The organism is Staphylococcus sp. FSL W8-0056 (assembly GCF_037963075.1).
Taxonomy (GTDB): domain Bacteria; phylum Bacillota; class Bacilli; order Staphylococcales; family Staphylococcaceae; genus Staphylococcus; species Staphylococcus aureus.
The window spans coordinates 1,367,429-1,385,361 of the sequence record NZ_CP150142.1; the positions used below are offsets into that span (position 1 = coordinate 1,367,429).

General features: G+C 33.1%; 15 protein-coding genes and 1 other RNA gene. 1 reads left to right on the forward strand and 15 read right to left on the reverse strand.

Features of this window, described 5'->3' with window-relative positions:
* Positions 1-10 precede the first annotated feature (10 nt).
* Positions 11-193: a CsbD family protein gene (locus NSS86_RS06775; protein ID WP_000752909.1), complete on the reverse strand. Its 183-nt coding sequence runs from the start codon at positions 191-193 to the stop codon at positions 11-13.
* 99 nt (positions 194-292) lie between these two features.
* Positions 293-715, reverse strand: a complete 423-nt coding sequence (locus NSS86_RS06780) for an Rrf2 family transcriptional regulator (protein WP_000704122.1) — start codon at positions 713-715, stop codon at positions 293-295.
* 84 nt (positions 716-799) lie between these two features.
* On the opposite strand from NSS86_RS06780, the gene NSS86_RS06785 reads away from it, so the two are divergent.
* A complete protein-coding gene (locus NSS86_RS06785; protein WP_000102729.1) occupies positions 800-2,074 on the forward strand; it encodes a replication-associated recombination protein A in 1,275 nt (424 codons plus the stop codon).
* A 160-nt stretch (positions 2,075-2,234) separates the two neighbouring features.
* Here NSS86_RS06785 and NSS86_RS06790 read toward each other — a convergent pair whose 3' ends face one another.
* The 13 genes from NSS86_RS06790 to tgt form a co-directional block, all read right to left on the reverse strand.
* Positions 2,235-3,008 carry a tRNA threonylcarbamoyladenosine dehydratase gene (locus NSS86_RS06790; RefSeq protein ID WP_000682646.1) on the reverse strand — a complete coding sequence of 258 codons (774 nt, stop codon included), beginning with the start codon at positions 3,006-3,008 and terminating at the stop codon, positions 2,235-2,237.
* Positions 3,008-3,136, reverse strand: coding sequence for a hypothetical protein (locus NSS86_RS06795; protein WP_001790559.1), 129 nt, complete (start codon positions 3,134-3,136; stop codon positions 3,008-3,010). The genes NSS86_RS06790 and NSS86_RS06795 overlap by 1 nt, the downstream gene beginning before the upstream one ends.
* 64 nt (positions 3,137-3,200) lie before the next feature.
* Positions 3,201-3,391, reverse strand: a non-coding RNA gene (gene ssrS / locus NSS86_RS06800) — 6S RNA.
* Positions 3,392-3,468: 77 nt separating this feature from the next.
* Positions 3,469-5,235 carry an aspartate--tRNA ligase gene (gene aspS / locus NSS86_RS06805; RefSeq protein WP_000044799.1) on the reverse strand — a complete coding sequence of 589 codons (1,767 nt, stop codon included), beginning with the start codon at positions 5,233-5,235 and terminating at the stop codon, positions 3,469-3,471.
* A gap of 15 nt (positions 5,236-5,250) precedes the next feature.
* Positions 5,251-6,513, reverse strand: coding sequence for a histidine--tRNA ligase (gene hisS, locus NSS86_RS06810; RefSeq protein ID WP_000590826.1), 1,263 nt, complete (start codon positions 6,511-6,513; stop codon positions 5,251-5,253).
* Between the two features lie 460 nt (positions 6,514-6,973).
* On the reverse strand, positions 6,974-7,849 hold the full coding sequence (locus NSS86_RS06815; protein ID WP_000717800.1) for an N-acetylmuramoyl-L-alanine amidase: 876 nt from the start codon (positions 7,847-7,849) through the stop codon (positions 6,974-6,976).
* Positions 7,846-8,298, reverse strand: coding sequence for a D-aminoacyl-tRNA deacylase (gene dtd, locus NSS86_RS06820; protein ID WP_000869983.1), 453 nt, complete (start codon positions 8,296-8,298; stop codon positions 7,846-7,848). The genes NSS86_RS06815 and dtd overlap by 4 nt, the downstream gene beginning before the upstream one ends.
* A gap of 11 nt (positions 8,299-8,309) precedes the next feature.
* Entirely contained in the window at positions 8,310-10,499 is a 2,190-nt protein-coding gene (locus NSS86_RS06825; protein ID WP_001058587.1) for a bifunctional (p)ppGpp synthetase/guanosine-3',5'-bis(diphosphate) 3'-pyrophosphohydrolase, read from the reverse strand.
* 427 nt (positions 10,500-10,926) lie between these two features.
* Positions 10,927-11,445 (reverse strand): adenine phosphoribosyltransferase, encoded by a 519-nt coding sequence (locus NSS86_RS06830; protein WP_000364542.1) that lies wholly within the window; start codon positions 11,443-11,445, stop codon positions 10,927-10,929.
* A 21-nt stretch (positions 11,446-11,466) separates the two neighbouring features.
* On the reverse strand, positions 11,467-13,740 hold the full coding sequence (gene recJ, locus NSS86_RS06835; protein ID WP_000595011.1) for a single-stranded-DNA-specific exonuclease RecJ: 2,274 nt from the start codon (positions 13,738-13,740) through the stop codon (positions 11,467-11,469).
* Positions 13,741-13,942: 202 nt separating this feature from the next.
* The gene (gene secDF / locus NSS86_RS06840) at positions 13,943-16,222 is read right to left on the reverse strand and encodes a protein translocase subunit SecDF (RefSeq protein WP_000749795.1); all 2,280 of its coding nucleotides are present in this window, start codon (positions 16,220-16,222) and stop codon (positions 13,943-13,945) included.
* Positions 16,223-16,496: 274 nt separating this feature from the next.
* A complete protein-coding gene (gene yajC / locus NSS86_RS06845; protein WP_001160682.1) occupies positions 16,497-16,757 on the reverse strand; it encodes a preprotein translocase subunit YajC in 261 nt (86 codons plus the stop codon).
* An 18-nt stretch (positions 16,758-16,775) separates the two neighbouring features.
* Positions 16,776-17,915: a tRNA guanosine(34) transglycosylase Tgt gene (gene tgt, locus NSS86_RS06850; protein WP_001112045.1), complete on the reverse strand. Its 1,140-nt coding sequence runs from the start codon at positions 17,913-17,915 to the stop codon at positions 16,776-16,778.
* Positions 17,916-17,933: the final 18 nt, after the last annotated feature.

Below are 17,933 nucleotides of genomic sequence, written 5' to 3' on the forward strand. Positions count from 1 at the left end.
TTAATTGAACTTATTTTTTAAGTTTATCAATTGCATCAGTTATTTTGTTTTTAGCATTTTCAACAACTTCTTTTGCTTTACCAGTCGCTTTATCTTGCTGACCTTCTTTTTCTAATTCTTTGTTATCAGTAACGTTACCTACTGTTTCTTTAACATTTCCTTTAAATTGATCGAACTTACTTTCGTCTGCCATAGTGAAACCTCCTTGGATGTATATATTTATATACCACTAAGGAGGTTCGCTAAACATTATAATATGAAGTTTTTATGTTATAGTATAGTATTTATACGATTAAATATAAAACATGTATCCGTCTAAATCTTCACTTGTATCTACATATTCCGCTAAATATTTCAATGTTGTATTATCTAAAACATCTCTCACTGCATCTCTCATGCGAATCCATAGTTGTTTTTGCGCAGGTGGTTCTGATTCAATACTTTCAACAAATGTAATTGGACCTTCTAACAGTCTTATAATATCCCCTGCTGAGATTTCTTCCGCTGGTACTCTTAATTGGTATCCACCTTTAGCACCGCGTACACTTCGAATTAACCCCGCATTTCTTAAAGGACCTACAAGCTGTTCTAAATATAAATCACTCAAATTATTTTCTTCAGCAATTGACTTTAATGATATACATCCTTGCCCCTCTTTTTTAGCAAGAGAAATCATCAATGTAAGTCCATATCTCCCTTTAGTAGAAATTTTCATTGTATAACCTCACTTAATTCGAATATTGATATTCCCATTTTAGCATTTTTTGAGTTAAGATAGTATAAGAAAGGTGTGACAAATGTGAGTACAGAACCATTAGCATCGAGAATGCGCCCAAAAAATATAGATGAAATCATTTCCCAACAACATTTAGTTGGACCAAAAGGCATTATCAGAAGAATGGTTGACACAAAAAAATTAACTTCAATGATTTTTTATGGTCCACCTGGTATAGGCAAAACAAGTATTGCCAAAGCAATTTCGGGCAGTACGCAATATAAATTCAGACAATTGAATGCTGTAACTAACACTAAAAAAGATATGCAACTTGTTGTTGAAGAAGCTAAAATGTCTGGTCAAGTTATCTTGTTGTTAGATGAAATACATCGACTAGATAAAGCTAAACAAGACTTTTTATTACCTCATTTAGAAAATGGCAAAATCGTCTTGATTGGTGCTACAACTTCAAATCCTTATCATGCTATCAATCCAGCGATTCGTTCAAGAGCGCAAATTTTCGAGTTATATCCTTTAAATGACGAAGATGTGCGCCAAGCGTTAACTCGTGCAATAGAAGATGATGAGAATGGTTTGAAAACATATCAACCCAAAATTGATGAAGATGCCATGACCTACTTTTCTACACAAAGCCAAGGTGATGTTCGTAGTGCGTTAAATGCATTGGAATTAGCTGTATTAAGCGCAGATAATGACAAAGACGGTTATCGACATGTTACATTGCAAGATGCTAAAGACTGTTTACAAAAAGGTGCATTTGTAAGTGATAAGGATGGTGACATGCATTACGATGTTATGAGCGCTTTCCAAAAATCTATCCGTGGTAGCGACGTCAATGCCGCTTTACATTATTTAGCACGATTAATTGAAGCTGGAGATTTACCTACAATAGTTCGACGATTACTTGTAATTAGCTATGAGGATATAGGCTTAGCCTCACCTAATGCTGGTCAGAGAACACTTGCTGCTATTGAATCAGCAGAACGTCTAGGTTTACCAGAAGCTAGAATTCCACTAAGCCAAGCAGTAATCGAACTATGCTTATCACCTAAGTCAAATTCAGCAATGAGTGCCATTGATAGTGCATTGTCCGATATTAGAAACGGTCATGTGGGTCAAATTCCAAATCATTTAAAAGATGGACATTATCAAGGTGCTAAAGATCTAGGCCGATCTATTGGTTACAAATATCCACACCAATATGTTAATGGCTATGTTTCACAGCAATATTTACCTGATAAACTTAAAAACAAAATTTATTATGAACCAAAAACGACATCTAAAAGTGAACAACAACTCAAAGAAATATATAACAACTTACTTAAACAAAGGCCGTAAAAATAAGATTAAATCGATTACCTTTGATATTTTAGCTATAATCAAATCAAAACTGACTAGTACACGAGGCATATTCTACTATGCTTGCGAACTAGTCAGTTTTAGTTTTATGGTGTGGTTACACTTGCCTTACGTTGAAAATTATGACTTTCAAAATGAATTATTGCCCTTTGTCTTTAATGCGACGAACTGGAATATCTTTTAATACGTCATTCACCACATAACTAGCACAAATTAATCCAACAACACTTGGCACAAAGGCATTTGAAGAAGGTGGCATTTGTCCTTTTCGATTGATAGCATTTTTATCTCCAACTATATCTTTTACATCTTCTCTTATGACAATTGGACTTTCATCTGAAAATACAACTGGAATCCCTTTACGAATTCCTAGTTTTTTCAATTTTTGACGAATAATTTTGGCCATTGGATCGGTATGTGTTTTAGAGATATCTGAAATTGTAAAACGTGTTGGATCTGTTTTATTTGCAGCACCCATACTGGAAATCACTTTAATCCCTCGGTCAAGACACTCTTTCATTAAGTGTACTTTGTACATTATTGTATCACTTGCATCTACAAAATAATCTATATCGTAGTTATCGAAAATTTCTTCATATGTCTCTTCTGTATAAAACATATGTAAGGGCGTGACTTTACAATCTGGATTAATTAATTTAATACGTTCTTCCATCAAAGAAACTTTACTTTGTCCTACCGTTGTAGTTAAAGCGTGTAATTGTCTGTTTACATTTGTAATATCAACATCATCTTTATCTATTAATATAATATGACCAATATTCGTTCTTGCTAATGCTTCAGCAGCAAATGAACCAACACCTCCAACGCCAAGTATGACAACAGTTTGTTGCTTCAATAAATCTAAACCTTGTTGTCCAATCGCTAGTTCATTTCTTGAAAATTGATGTTTCATTATTTTACCTCTTTCACTGATTTATACATAAGTACATAGTAACTTAAAATTTTATATTTAGCATTATCGCTTTGATTATTTTCCCAAAATTCAACGAGGAAACATTTATTAAACGCTATAAAACCCAACTAATTCTTTATTAAAAACTTAAAGAAACGCATAAAAATACGCAAGACAAAGTCTTGCGTATCGATAGAGTCCGTATTGCCGTAGTTATAATAGCTTGATCATTCGGCCTGTTATATACAGGTGGGTGCCCTGTTTCTTGTTTTGTACGTCCTTCATATAAGGCGTGTACGCTGCAAGAAAACCCATTGGGCTCCCTTGATCAAAGAGTGTTAGGCCCAAATTAAAAAGCAAACTTACGAACAACTCAGATGACTATCTTATGATGTTATATTACCACATAATTAAAATTAATGAAATTATAACAAACCAAAGTTTATTGATTTTTTAAAATTTAGTGACGAATTCGCAAAGAAAGTTCTTCTAATTGTTTATCAGAAACTTCACCAGGCGCATTCGTTAATAAACATGTAGCAGATGCTGTTTTAGGGAATGCGATTGTATCTCTCAAGTTTGTTCTATTAGTCAATAACATGACTAATCGGTCTAATCCTAATGCAATACCGCCATGTGGTGGTGCACCATATTTAAATGCATCTAGTAAGAAGCCGAACTGTTCTTGTGCTTGTTCTTTAGTAAATCCAAGAACTTCGAACATTTTTTCTTGTAACTCACCATCATGAATTCTGATTGAACCGCCACCTAATTCATAACCATTTAATACTATGTCATAAGCATTTGCCTCAGCTTCTTCTGGCGCAGTGCCAAGCTTAGCAATATCAGCTTCTTTTGGAGATGTAAATGGATGATGTGCTGCAACGTAACGTTTCGCATCTTCATCATATTCTAATAATGGCCAATCTGTCACCCATAAGAAGTTTAATTTTGTTTCATCGATTAAACCTAATTCTTTAGCTAATTTGACACGTAATGCACCTAAACTTTGTGCAACGACATTTGGTTTGTCTGCAACAAACATTACTAAGTCACCAGCTTCAGCACCAGTTAATGTAAGTAATGTTTCAACATTTTCTGTTTCAAAGAAACGTCCAATTGGACCTGTCAAACCATCTTCCACAACTTTAACCCACGCTAATCCTTTAGCACCATAGATGTTTACAAATTCTGTTAAAGCATCCATATCTTTACGAGTATATTGTTCAGCTGCACCTTTAGCGACAATTGCTTTAATTTCACCATCATTTTCAACAGTATCTTTAAATACTTTAAAGTCCATATCACGTCCTAATTGAGAAACGTCAATTAATTCCATTTCAAAACGTGTATCTGGTTTATCAGAACCATAGCGACGCATCGCTTCTTTATATGTCATGCGTGGGAAAGCGCCATTAATTTCAACGCCTTTAACTTCTTTAACAACTTTTTTAAGCATTTCTTCACCCATTTGCATCACATCTTCTTGATCTACAAAACTCATTTCAATATCGACTTGTGTGAATTCAGGTTGACGATCTGCACGTAAATCTTCGTCACGGAAGCATTTTACGATTTGGTAGTATTTGTCAAATCCACTAATCATCAATAATTGCTTAAATAATTGTGGTGATTGTGGTAATGCATAAAATTCACCATCATGAACACGAGATGGTACTAAATAGTCACGTGCACCCTCAGGTGTTGACTTCGTTAGTACTGGTGTTTCGATGTCAAAGAACCCTTCATCATCCAAATATTGACGAATAGAACGTGTAATTTGATGTCTCATTTTAAATGTTTGCGCTAACTCTTGACGACGTAAATCTAAATAACGGTATTTTAATCGAATATTTTCATCAACGTTAACATTTTCTTCATTTATAGAAAATGGTGGTGTCTCAGATTTATTAATCACTTTAATATTTGTAACTTGTACTTCAACTTGGCCAGTTTTAATTTTAGGATTAACTGTTTCAGGGTCACGCTTCGTAACTGTACCTTGAACTTCTACAACATATTCAGAACGTACTGTTTCAGCAATTTTCAATGCCTCTTCTGAAAATGCAGGATTAAACACGACTTGTACAATTCCTTCTCTATCTCTTAAATCAACGAAAATCAATCCACCTAGGTCACGACGATTGTTAACCCATCCTTTTAATGTAATTTCTTGTCCTAAAAATGCTTCAGTAACTAATCCACAATAAGTTGTTCTCTTACTCATATTTTAACGCCCTCTCTACTTCTTAAAATATTCGACTAATGCGTCTAATTCAATTGTTTCAGATTCACCAGTTGTCATATTTTTAACATCGATTTTATTATTTTCTAATTCTTGATCACCAATAACGATTGTAAACTTGGCACCTAAACGGTCTGCTTGTTTCATTTGTCCTTTAATTTTACGCTGTAAGTAGTCTTTATCTGCTTTAATACCATTATGTCTCAAATGATTTAATAACTTCACAGCATATCGATCTGCTTGATCACCCATTGTAACAATGAATAAATCTAAGTTTTCTTCAATATCTAATTCGATACCTTCTTCTTCAAGTGCAAGCAATAATCGTTCTATACTTAGCGCAAAACCAATACCTGTTTCACTTGGACCATCTAGCAATTCTAATAAACCATTATAACGGCCACCACCACAAAGCGTTGTAATGGCACCATCATAGTTAGGATTATCCATCATTAATTCAAATGCTGTATGTGTATAATAATCCAATCCACGAACTAAGTTAGGATCTTCAATATATGGAATACCTAAATCATCTAAATAAGCTTTTACTTGTTCATAATATGCCTTAGATTCCTCATTTAAGAAATCAGTGATTCTAGGTGCAGTCTTAATCGCTTCTTTATCACGGTCAACTTTACAATCCAAAATTCGCATCGGATTTGTATGCAAACGTGATTGACAATCTGAACAAAATTCATGAATTACTGGTTCAAAGTGTTTCACTAACGCTTCGTTATATTCTTTTCGAGACGCCATATCCCCTACACTATTAATAACAAGCTTTAAATGTTTTAATCCAAATGATTGATAAATATGCATAACCATAGCTAATACTTCTGCATCTACGCTAGGATTTTCAGCACCAATAGCTTCTACACCAAATTGATTAAATTGACGATAGCGCCCTTTTTGCTTACGTTCATATCTAAACATCGGTCCATTGTAATAAAGTTTAATTGGTTGGTTTGGATTACCTTGCATTTTATGTTCAATATATGAACGCACAACTGCAGCTGTTCCCTCAGGTCTTAATGTAATACTTCTATCGCCTTTATCTTTAAATGTATACATTTCTTTTTGTACGACATCGGTTGAATCACCAACACCTCTTGCAAAAAGATCTGTACTTTCAAAAATTGGTGTTCTTATTTCTTTATAATTATAAAATGTCATTAATTCATCTAATTGATTTTCAATGTAACGCCATTTCTTTGAATCTTCAGGTAAAATATCCTGCGTCCCTCTAGGTATTTTAATCATTTTGACATCTCCCTCGGCAAACTATTTTATTTAATTACCTTTTTAAAACTAAAACTATATACGATCACTTAACTTTGCATGATAAATCATAATTTTAAAAGCAAAAGAAAAAGCCCTTGCACAGCCTGAAACTGCACAAGGGACGAATATCCGTGTTGCCACCCTCATTGGTTTAAAAAACATGCCTAATTGTAATCATCATTACTTTTTATAAGCGTGCATTAAATAAACCCACTCAAAACGTTTAACGTACGTTTAACGGCTTTACTTTTCATAAAGCACCTCTTCTTGTGTTCAATGTATATAAACTACTCAGCATAATCTTTCAGTCTATGGATTATATTCCTACACAATCTTAGTTAGATTGCTACCTATTTCATTTACCATTTCAAGAATACTAACGGTTTTAGTTATAAAATTCAATATCAATGATAACTACTTTCACATATTTTTGCAAGCCCTACGCAGAAAAATAAATTTTAAGTCCATCAACAATTGCTTGTTCTAAAATTTGTCTATGTAATTGATCTTTAATCATCGTTTCATCAGTTGGGTTACTAATATAACCTAATTCTAATAAAACAGCAGGAACTTTTGTTTGTCTTAACACTTGATAATTTTCTTGTCTTGAACCGCGATTAGAAAGTAAACCTTTCTTCTGAATCGTAGCGTCTAACGTATCTGCTAAAGCTCTTTGATTATCATGATACCAATAAACTGTCATTCCATTTGCATTAGATGATTCTAATGCATCATTATGTATACTCAAATAGGCATCGCCTTTGATATCACGATTTTCTAGTGAAACATATGTATCGTCTGTTCTTGTCATCTTAACAGTTGCGCCTTCTTTTTCTAAAGTACGCTGCAATTCTTTTGCTGTTTTCAACGTATAGTCTTTTTCTAAACTTTTATATTTAGTATTGCTTGAAGCACCCTGGTCACTACCTCCATGACCAGGATCAAGCACTATTGTTTTACCTTGCAAAGGATTTTTCTCCTTCGTATTATCCGCGACAATATCTAAATTTGTGTGCCATCCAGCTATCCAACCTTTTTCATTACTGGATGTATCTTCAACTTCAATCCATTTACCTACTTTACCAATCTTTTTAAAATGGTCACCTTTCTCAACTTTATATATGACTGGATACGCAGCGTTTGGACCTGTACGTAATTCAGCATTTTCAGTTATCGTGATGTTCCCACTATCTTCACTATTGCTATTCAGCAATAAAAATAAAAAGATGATAAATAAGACAAAGGCAATCACTACTATTAGAGTACGTTTATTTTTAAGACCCTTTTTAGATAACCATGCCTCTATTTTTTTCATTGAATTTTGCCGTCCTGACTTTCATAAATAATAGTGACTGGACCATCATTATTTATGCTAACATTCATGTGTGTTCCAAATTCACCTGTTTTCACAGTAAGACCATACGCTCGTAGCGCATCATTAAAATACTCATAAATTTTTACCGCTTGATCAGGATTTTTAGAATTTGAGAAACCTGGACGGTTACCTTTTTTTACATCTGCATAGAGAGTAAATTGTGAAACTGATAGTATTTCACCATTCATTTGTTGGATATTAAAGTTTAATTTATTATTGTCATCTTCAAATAATCTTGCATTAGCAATTTTCTTTGCAATTACATCTGCATCTTGCTCTGTAGAGTTCTGACCGATACCGACTAATAAACAATATCCTTTTTTGATTTGATTATTTAATGTATCATTCGTCACCGATGCTTCTTTAACTCTTTGTACAACTACTTTCATATTTTGCACCTCTAGTTCCAAACTCTTGTTACTGTATAAACATCACCAAGTTGTTTGATCTTTTCTACCACACGATAAACATCATTCACGTTTTTCACCATGACACTAATATTTATTATTGCATTTTTATCAATATCTGAACGTCCTGAAACTTTAATTAAATTGCCGGCTGTCGAGCTAACAGCTTGTAGTACTTCATTCAACAAGCCATTTCGGTCATACGCAGTTACCTCTAAATCAACCTGATATTTTTGAGTTGCGTCTTTTGATTTTACCCATTCAACATTAATTAGTCGTTCAGTTTCGTTCTTAATATTTGGGCAATCAGTGCGATGTACTTTAATACCGTGACCTTTGGTGATATAACCTACAATATCATCACCTGGTATAGGATTACAACATTTTGACAACTTGATAAGTACATTTTCTAAACCTTCTACATAGACACCACTATCAGTAATGATGTTGTCTTTAATAGGCAATGATTTCGTAACTTCTTGTGCTTCATTTAAAGCACGTTGTTTATCTAAAATACGTTGTCTTTCAGTTAATTTATTAACAATCTGTAAGGATGTCACGCCGCCAAATCCTACAGCTGCGAATAAATCATCTTCATTTGCAAAGTTATATTTTTCATTAACAACCTGAATATTTTTCTCTGTCAAAATATCTTCGACTCTAAATCCTTGCTCTTTTATTTCAACTTCAACCATCATTCGGCCTTTTTCAATATTAGATGAACGATCTTGTTTTTTGAAGAAACTTTTAATTTTACCTTTGGCACTAGACGATTTAACAATTTTCAACCAATCACGACTTGGTCCATATGAATGTTTACTAGTACGTATTTCAACAATATCGCCTGTTTGTAAAATATAGTCAATTGGTACAATTTTGCCATTCACCTTGGCACCAATCATCTTATTACCTACTTCACTGTGAATCGCATAAGCAAAATCAATCGGCACAGCACCATATGGCAACTCAATAACATCACTCGCTGGGGTAAATGCGTATACTTTGTCACTCTGTAAGTCATATTTTAAGGTTTCCATAAATTCTTGAGCGTCAGACGATGTATGATCCGCTTCAGCTAATTCTTTTAACCAATTTAACTTATTTTGATAAGTTTGATCTTTTTCACTTACTTTTTTACCTTCTTTGTAAGCCCAGTGTGCTGCAACACCATGCTCAGCAATTTCGTGCATATCAAACGTTCGTATTTGGATTTCGAGCGGGTCTCCATTTGGACCTACTACTGTAGTATGCAATGACTGATACAAATTTTGTTTAGGCATTGCAATATAATCTTTAAAACGTCCTGGCATCGGTTTCCATAACGTATGCACCAACCCAAGTATCGCATAACAATCATTAATAGAATTGACAATAACACGTATCGCCAACAAATCAAAAATTTGATCAAATTGTTTTTTCTGCTTCATCATTTTCCGATAAATACTGTAAATATGTTTAGGTCTACCATTTATATCGCCTTCGATATTCATTCGGTCCATTTCAGTACGTATTCTATCAATAGCCGTTTCGATATACGCTTCACGTTCACTACGTTTCTTCTTCATTAAATTGACTATTCTAAAATATTGCACATTATCAATATAACGAAGAGCCGTATCTTCTAGTTCCCATTTAATTGTATTAATACCAAGACGATGTGCTAAAGGTGCATAAATTTCTAATGTTTCTCGAGAAATTCTAATTTGTTTTTCACGCGGCATGGCTTTCAAGGTACGCATATTATGTAATCTGTCTGCTAATTTCACCAAAATTACGCGTACATCTTTGGCAATCGCAATAAATAACTTGCGATGATTTTCAGCTTGTTGTTCTTCTTTTGAGCGGTATTTTACTTTTTTAAGCTTCGTCACACCATCAACAATTCGAGCAACTTCTTCATTGAACATTTCTTTTACATCTTCAAATGTATACGGTGTATCTTCAATTACATCATGCAAAAAACCTGCGACAATCGTCGGTCCGTCTAATCGCATTTCTGTTAAAATACCTGCAACTTGTATAGGATGCATAATGTATGGTAATCCGTTTTTTCGGAACTGACCTTTATGTGCTTCATAAGCAATATGATAGCTTTTTAAAACATACTCATATTCATCTGCTGACAAATATGATTTTGCTTTGTGAAGAACTTCATCTGCACTATATGGATATTCGTTGTTCATTATATGATACACCCCATTCATATTTATTACTTCGCCTTAAACAATGATTTAGGTACTCTTGTTGAATAGTATTTGTCCCACACCAATCATACGTCCGTCGACGATAAATATTTATCCTGTCGTCATTAATCGTAATATTAATTTTACTTGAGCGAGTTTAATTTGTATACTATTCCTACTTTTAAAACTTTTACAAAAATTCGACCTAAATCTACTGTTTCATTTTTTAAATATTAGTTCTATGATACTACAATTTATGAAATAAATAAACGATGTTATTAAGGTATAATGCTCAATCATCTAACATTTTCAGTAAATAAAAAATCCTAACATCTCATGTTAAGAAAACTTAAACAACTTTTTTAATTAAGTCATTGGTTCTTATACATTTGATGAAGGATTTCATTTGATAAAATTATATTATTTATTATTCGTCGTATGAGATTAAACTCATAACATCGTAATCTTTAATTTTTTCAATACCATTTAAATATTTCAATTCAATTATAAATGCAATACCTACTACGATACCGCCTAATTTTTCAACTAATTTTATTGCTGCTTCAATCGTACCACCAGTAGCTAATAAATCATCTGTAATTAACACACGTTGACCTGGTTTAATTGCATCTTTGTGCATTGTTAAAACATTTGTACCATATTCTAGGTCATACTCATAACGAATGACTTCACGAGGTAATTTCCCTTCTTTTCTAACAGGTGCAAAGCCAATCCCCATTGAATAAGCTACAGGACAGCCAATGATAAAGCCACGCGCTTCAGGTCCTACAACGATATCAACATCTCTGTCTTTTGCGTATTCTACAATTTTATCTGTTGCATAGCCATATGCTTCACCATTATCCATAATTGTAGTAATATCCTTGAAACTAACACCTGGTTTCGGCCAATCTTGAACTTCTGATACGTATTGCTTTAAATCCATTAATATTTCCTCCTAAATTGCTCACGACAATTGTGACTTTATCCAATTTTTTATTTCTGAAAAATCTTGATATAATAATTGCTTTTCAACATCCATACGTTGTTGTCTTAATTGATATACTTTGCTGGAATCAATCGATCTTTTATCAGGTTGTTGATTGATTCGAATTAAACCATCTTCTTGTGTTACAAATTTTAAGTCTAAGAAAACTTTCAACATGAATTTAAGTGTATCTGGTTTCACACTTAAATGTTGACACAATAACATACCCTCTTTCTGGATATTTGTTTCTTGTTTAGTTATTAATGCTTTATAACACTTTTTAAAAATATCCATATTAGGTATACCATCGAAGTAAATCGAATGATTATGTTGCAAAACTATATAAAGTTGAGAAAATTGCAGTTGTTGCAAGGAATTAGACAAGTCTTCCATTGACGTTGGTAAATCTCTTAATACTACTTTATCAGTTTGTTGTTTAATTTCTTCACCATAATAATATTCATTCGCATTTACTTTATCACTTTTAGGATGAATAAGCACGACAATATTTTCATCATTTTCTGTAAAAGGTAAACTTTTTCGCTTACTTCTATAATCTAATATTTGCTGTTCATTCATCGCAATATCTTGAATAATTAATTGCGGTGATTGATTACCATTCCATTCGTTGATTTGAACAGATCCTAATATATTAATTGGCTGTTCATCTTGTAACTCAGGTTCTAAGTGTCCATTTTGCCAAAATAGCGCGGCGATATTACTTTCACCAAGTGTCAATTTTAGATGATTTTTTTGTTGACCGATCGCCTTAACTGAAGAAACTGATAAATCATCCATTTCAAAAATAGGTCTAGAAAAATCTGTTCCGAAGGGTCTTAAACGATTCATATCACGAATATTTTTAATCGTTATATCATTTTCTGTTAATAATACGTCTACTGGCTTTACGGGATCTAACGAAGTTGTTTTAGATAATTCTTTCATCCATTTATTTAAACCTTCAGCTAACGATTCTATATTTTCAATATCCATCGTCATACCTGCAGCCATATGATGGCCGCCAAATTTAGCGATTAACTCTTGATGTGCTGATAGTATTTCAAACATCGACACTTGATCAATTGATCTGGCGGAACCTTTTGCATGATTTTGCTCCCTATCAATATTTAAAATTAATGTTGGCAAAGCAAATGTTTCGACAATTTTCGAAGCAACAATACCTAAGACACCTTCATGCCAATTTTCTTTTGCTAAAAGTAAAAATAAATCTCCCTTTTTAACTTTCGTTTCTGCCATAGCCATTGCTTCTTCTGTGATAGTTGCTACAATATCTTTTCTTTCACGGTTAAAATGTTCAACTTGTTCTGCTAAAAATGCAGCTTCTTCTTCGTCGTCAGTCATCAACAATTCGCAAGCTAATGATGCGTCATCTAAACGACCTACAGCATTAAGTCTAGGTCCAATAATAAAACCAATTGTTTCTTCATCAATATTGTCATTGTATCCCGCTTCTTTTAGCAATGCTTTAACAGAGGTCGGACATTGATCATTTAAGACTTTTAATCCTTGTTTCACTAATGATCGATTTTCATCAGTTAAGGATACTAAATCCGCAATGGTACCTATCGCAACTAATGCTTTAAAATAATCAGGTACATTTTCAATCAATGCTTGTGCTAATTTGTATGCAACACCTGCACCACACAATTGTTGGAACGGATAATTAAACGATGGATGCATTGGATGTACGATTGCATATGCTTCTGGTAATGTACTACCAATTTCATGATGATCAGTTACAATGACATCAACTCCTAAATCTTGAACCATTTTAATTTCATTATGACCTTGTATGCCATTATCAACAGTTATGATTAATGTTATGCCTTCATCATGAGCATTTCTAAATGCTAGTTCGTTTGGTCCATATCCTTCGGTAAAGCGGTTAGGAATATGCCATCCTACTTGTGCACCTAAAAGTTGTAATGTTGTCACTAAAATTGTAGTTGAGGTAACACCGTCGGCATCGTAATCACCATAAACTAGGATTTTCTCATCATTCGCTATCGCTCTTTTAATTCTTTCAATAGCCTTAGTCATATCGCTCAATTGCAATGCATCATGATTGACATCTGTGTCTGAAATGATGGATTCAATTGCTTGTTCATCAATAATCGATTTACTTTCTAATATTTTTTTTACGATTGGCGTTAACTTTAATTTTGATGTTAATTCATCACTTATGTATTCAGCTGGTTTAGTTAATTTCCACTTATACTTCGGTTTAATCATATATATTTACGCCTCATTTCCAAAAGACATTATATCTAAAATTACTTTAAATAAAAAGCACTTATCTAAATAATCAAGACTTTAATTATACCATTTTTTAAAAATGAATGCGGGAACTTATTTATATATATTTTGTTAAATTTAAATAAAGTAAAAAGCGGTATGTGAACTCTTTATTGTTTCACATACCGCTTAATTCATTTTAAACTAAAATCTTTTCATCGTTCGATTTCTTTTCTTTATATACAACTAATTTGTGTTTCGGCGATTTTTTCAACTGACGTTTTTTCATTATTCCCCATAGCGGAACGGCAATGAAGATTGAAGAGAATACACCAGAAATCAATCCGATAAATAATGCTAAAGTAAAGTTGAATATCGTAGGAGCACCGAAGAATAGTATAGCAACTACTACTACAATAACTGTTAATACTGTATTAATTGAACGTGTCATTGTCTGTCTAATTGATCTATTAACGATATCATCAATTTGTTCTGTTGTCGTAATCACTTTAACCTTTTGTAAGTTTTCACGTACACGGTCAAACGTTACGATTGTATCATTAATTGAATAACCGACAATTGTTAATACAGCGGCGATAAATGTTAAATCTACTTCAATTCTAAATAAACTGAAAATCGCTACTATAATGAATACATCATGTAATAATGCCAATACAGATGAAAGACCCATGCGCCATTCAAATCGTAATGATACATAGATGATGATACCTATCGATGCATAGATTAATGCAAGCATTGCATTTTTTGCTAATTCCTGTCCAATAATTGGTGATACAGTATTAATTTGAGGTGTGTCACCGAATTTCGATTTAATATTATCACTCAATTTATTATCTTGAGCACGCGTTAAATCGTCTTTAAATTGAACAGTTGCTACTTTATTATCTTTACCATTGATTTGAATTTGATCCGCTTTAAGTCCACTATCTTTTACAACTTGCTCAACCTTTTGTTGAGTAATTGCTTGTTTAGATTGGAAATCTACACGTGTACCACTTGAGAAATCAATTCCTAAGTTTAACTTGAAGATATAAAGAATAACTAAACCGACAACTACAATTAAAATACTTACTCCAATTAATGGCTTAGCTAATTTAACAAAATTCCATTTCTCGAATGAAGTTTTAAGGTCATGAACATCTACACCTTCATTAATATCATGTCGTTTATTCTTTTTAACACCAAATAACCAAAATTGATTTTTGAATATATTTGATGAAACAAGTAATGATAATAAGAATCTTGATAAGAACACGGCTGTAACAAAGATCATTAGAATACCTAATAATAACATTGTCGCGAAACCTTTAACTGAACTTTCACCGAAGAAGAATAATACTGCTGCGGCGATAACTGTTGTTAAGTTAGAATCAAAAATTGTTAGGAATGAACTTTTGTTTGCTTTAGAAAAGGCTTGCTTTATCGTTCTACCTATTCGAAGTTCATCCTTAATACGCTCATACATGATAATATTGGCATCTACAGCCATACCTACACCTAATACCAACGCCGCTAATCCTGGTAAAGTTAGAACCCCGGAAATGAAATTAAATGCTACTAACGTTAGATAGATATAAGTTGTCAATGCAATAATCGCTACTAAACCAGGTAATCGGTAGAATCCAAGCATGAATAAATAAATTAATGCTACACCAATAAACGATGCAAACACAGTTTTATCTAATGCATCTTGACCAAATTGGGCACCTACTGAGTTTGAATAAATTTCTTTCAAGTCAACTGGTAAAGAACCTGCATTTAACAATTCGGCGATTTGTTTTGCTTTTTTAACGCCTTCTTGTCCTTTAAATCCACCCGAGATTTCTACGCTATCAGAATTGATTGGTTGATCAACACTTGCTGCAGAAATAAATTTAGGGTTTTTCTTTTGTGCTTCTTTTTTATAGCTGTCACCTTTTTTGAAATCTAACCAAACAACCATGACATTATCACGTTTCTTAGAGATTTCTTCCGTTACTTTTTTAAATTTGTTTTTGTCTTTTACTTTAAAAGTAACTGTAGGCTGGTTTGTTTCCTGTTTAAATTCTTGTTTGGCAGATCCCTGTTTAATATCAGAACCGCTTAATTTTACTTTATCTTCTGCATCGCGAATTGTTAAATTAGCTTGAGAAGATAAAATTTTACGTGCTTCATTCTGGTCTGTTACACCAGCAAGTTGAACTCTAATTCTATTAGGTTCTTCAACTTGAATTTTAGGTTCCGAAACACCTAAAACGTTAACACGATTTTCTAATGTTTGCGCTGTTGATTGTAAGGCTTTTTTATCTATTTTGTCGCCTTTATTTAAAGGATCGACTTGATAAAGCACCTCAAATCCACCTTGCAAATCAAGTCCTAAATTGACATTCTTTATAACACTTTTATAAGTTGCAGCCATTCCGGCAAACAACAATACGACTAAAAGCAAGAACGCAATTATTCTACTACTTTTCTTCACATGAACACCTCATTATTTACGTATGTATTTAGAATACTTGAATACTATTTTATAACGCAAGTTAAATCTTTCTTACAAAATTTATTAGCCTTATACATATTAACATACTAGAGCAGGGAGTAAAAATAGTCATAGATATATTTAATTTAAATTTAACAATTATTATGTATCACAATTTCTTTTTTTGGAATAAAAATAAGCTATTCTACATACTACTTATAACTTAAAAAGGATGAAACGCTATTCGTTTCATCCTTTTTAATACCACTTCTCGTTATGAAGGGTCAACTTGTTTAATAGCAGGTTTTTCGAAAGTTAATTCAGTACCATGACCATTAACTGTAATAACAACAGTTGTTTCATCTACTGCTTTAACAGTACCTTTAATACCACCAATAGTTGTAATTCTTTGACCAGATTGAATGTTATTAATCAACTCACGATGCTGTTTCGCACGTTTTTGTTGTGGTCTGATCATCAAGAAATACATAACCGCAAAAATTACGACTATATATATTAGTAATGAAAATTGCATTTTATACGCTCCTCTTGCTTAAAAGTTTTTTGGGTTCTCAACATTTAATCCATATTGCTCGAAGAATTCTTCTTTGAAATCTAAAAGACGATCTTCTCGAATGGCTTGTCTTATATCTTCCATTAATTTTAGCAGAAAATGTAAATTATGAATAGTAGTAAGACGAATACCAAAAGTTTCCTCTGCCTTGATTAAATGACGTATATACGCTCTTGAATAGTTTTGACATGTATAACAGTCACAATTCTCATCTAACGGTCTTAAATCATCTGCAAATTTTGCATTTTTAATAACTAAACGACCTTGCGATGTCATACAAGTACCATTTCTGGCAATACGTGTCGGTAAGACACAATCAAACATATCCATGCCGCGAATACTACATTCGATTAACGCATCTGGAGATCCTACACCCATTAAATATCTTGGTTTATCTTTAGGCATAAACTGCTCTGTATGTTCAACCATTTTATACATAACCGGTTTAGGTTCACCAACTGACAAACCGCCGATTGCATAACCAGGAAAATCTAATTCTACTAAATCCTTTGCACTTTGTTCTCTTAAATCTTCATATTCGCCACCTTGTATAATGCCGAACAATGCTTGATCTTCAGGTCTTTGGTGTGCATCTAGACATCTTTTCGCCCAACGTGTTGTACGTTCAATAGATTTTTTTACATAATCATATTCAGCAGGCATCGGTGGACATTCATCAAATGCCATCATAATATCAGATCCTAAATCATTTTGAATTTGCATTGATTTCTCAGGACTCAAAAATAATTTAGACCCATTAGTATGATGTCTAAATTCCACGCCTTCTTCTGTAATTTTACGTAAATTACTTAAACTAAACACTTGGAAACCGCCTGAATCTGTAAGAATCGGACCATCCCAATTCATGAATTTATGTAATCCCCCAGCGTGTTTGATAATATCATTTCCGGGTTGTAACCACAAATGATATGTGTTGCCCAAAATGATTTTTGCTTCAATTTGTCTTAACTCTTCTGGACTCATTGTTTTAACGGTTGCTTTAGTACCAACTGGCATAAACATAGGTGTTTCAAATGAACCGTGTGGTGTGTGCACGATACCTAAACGCGCACCTGATTGTTTACAAGTTTTAATGTGTTCGTATGTTACTGCAGGCATATTCAAAATCCTCACATT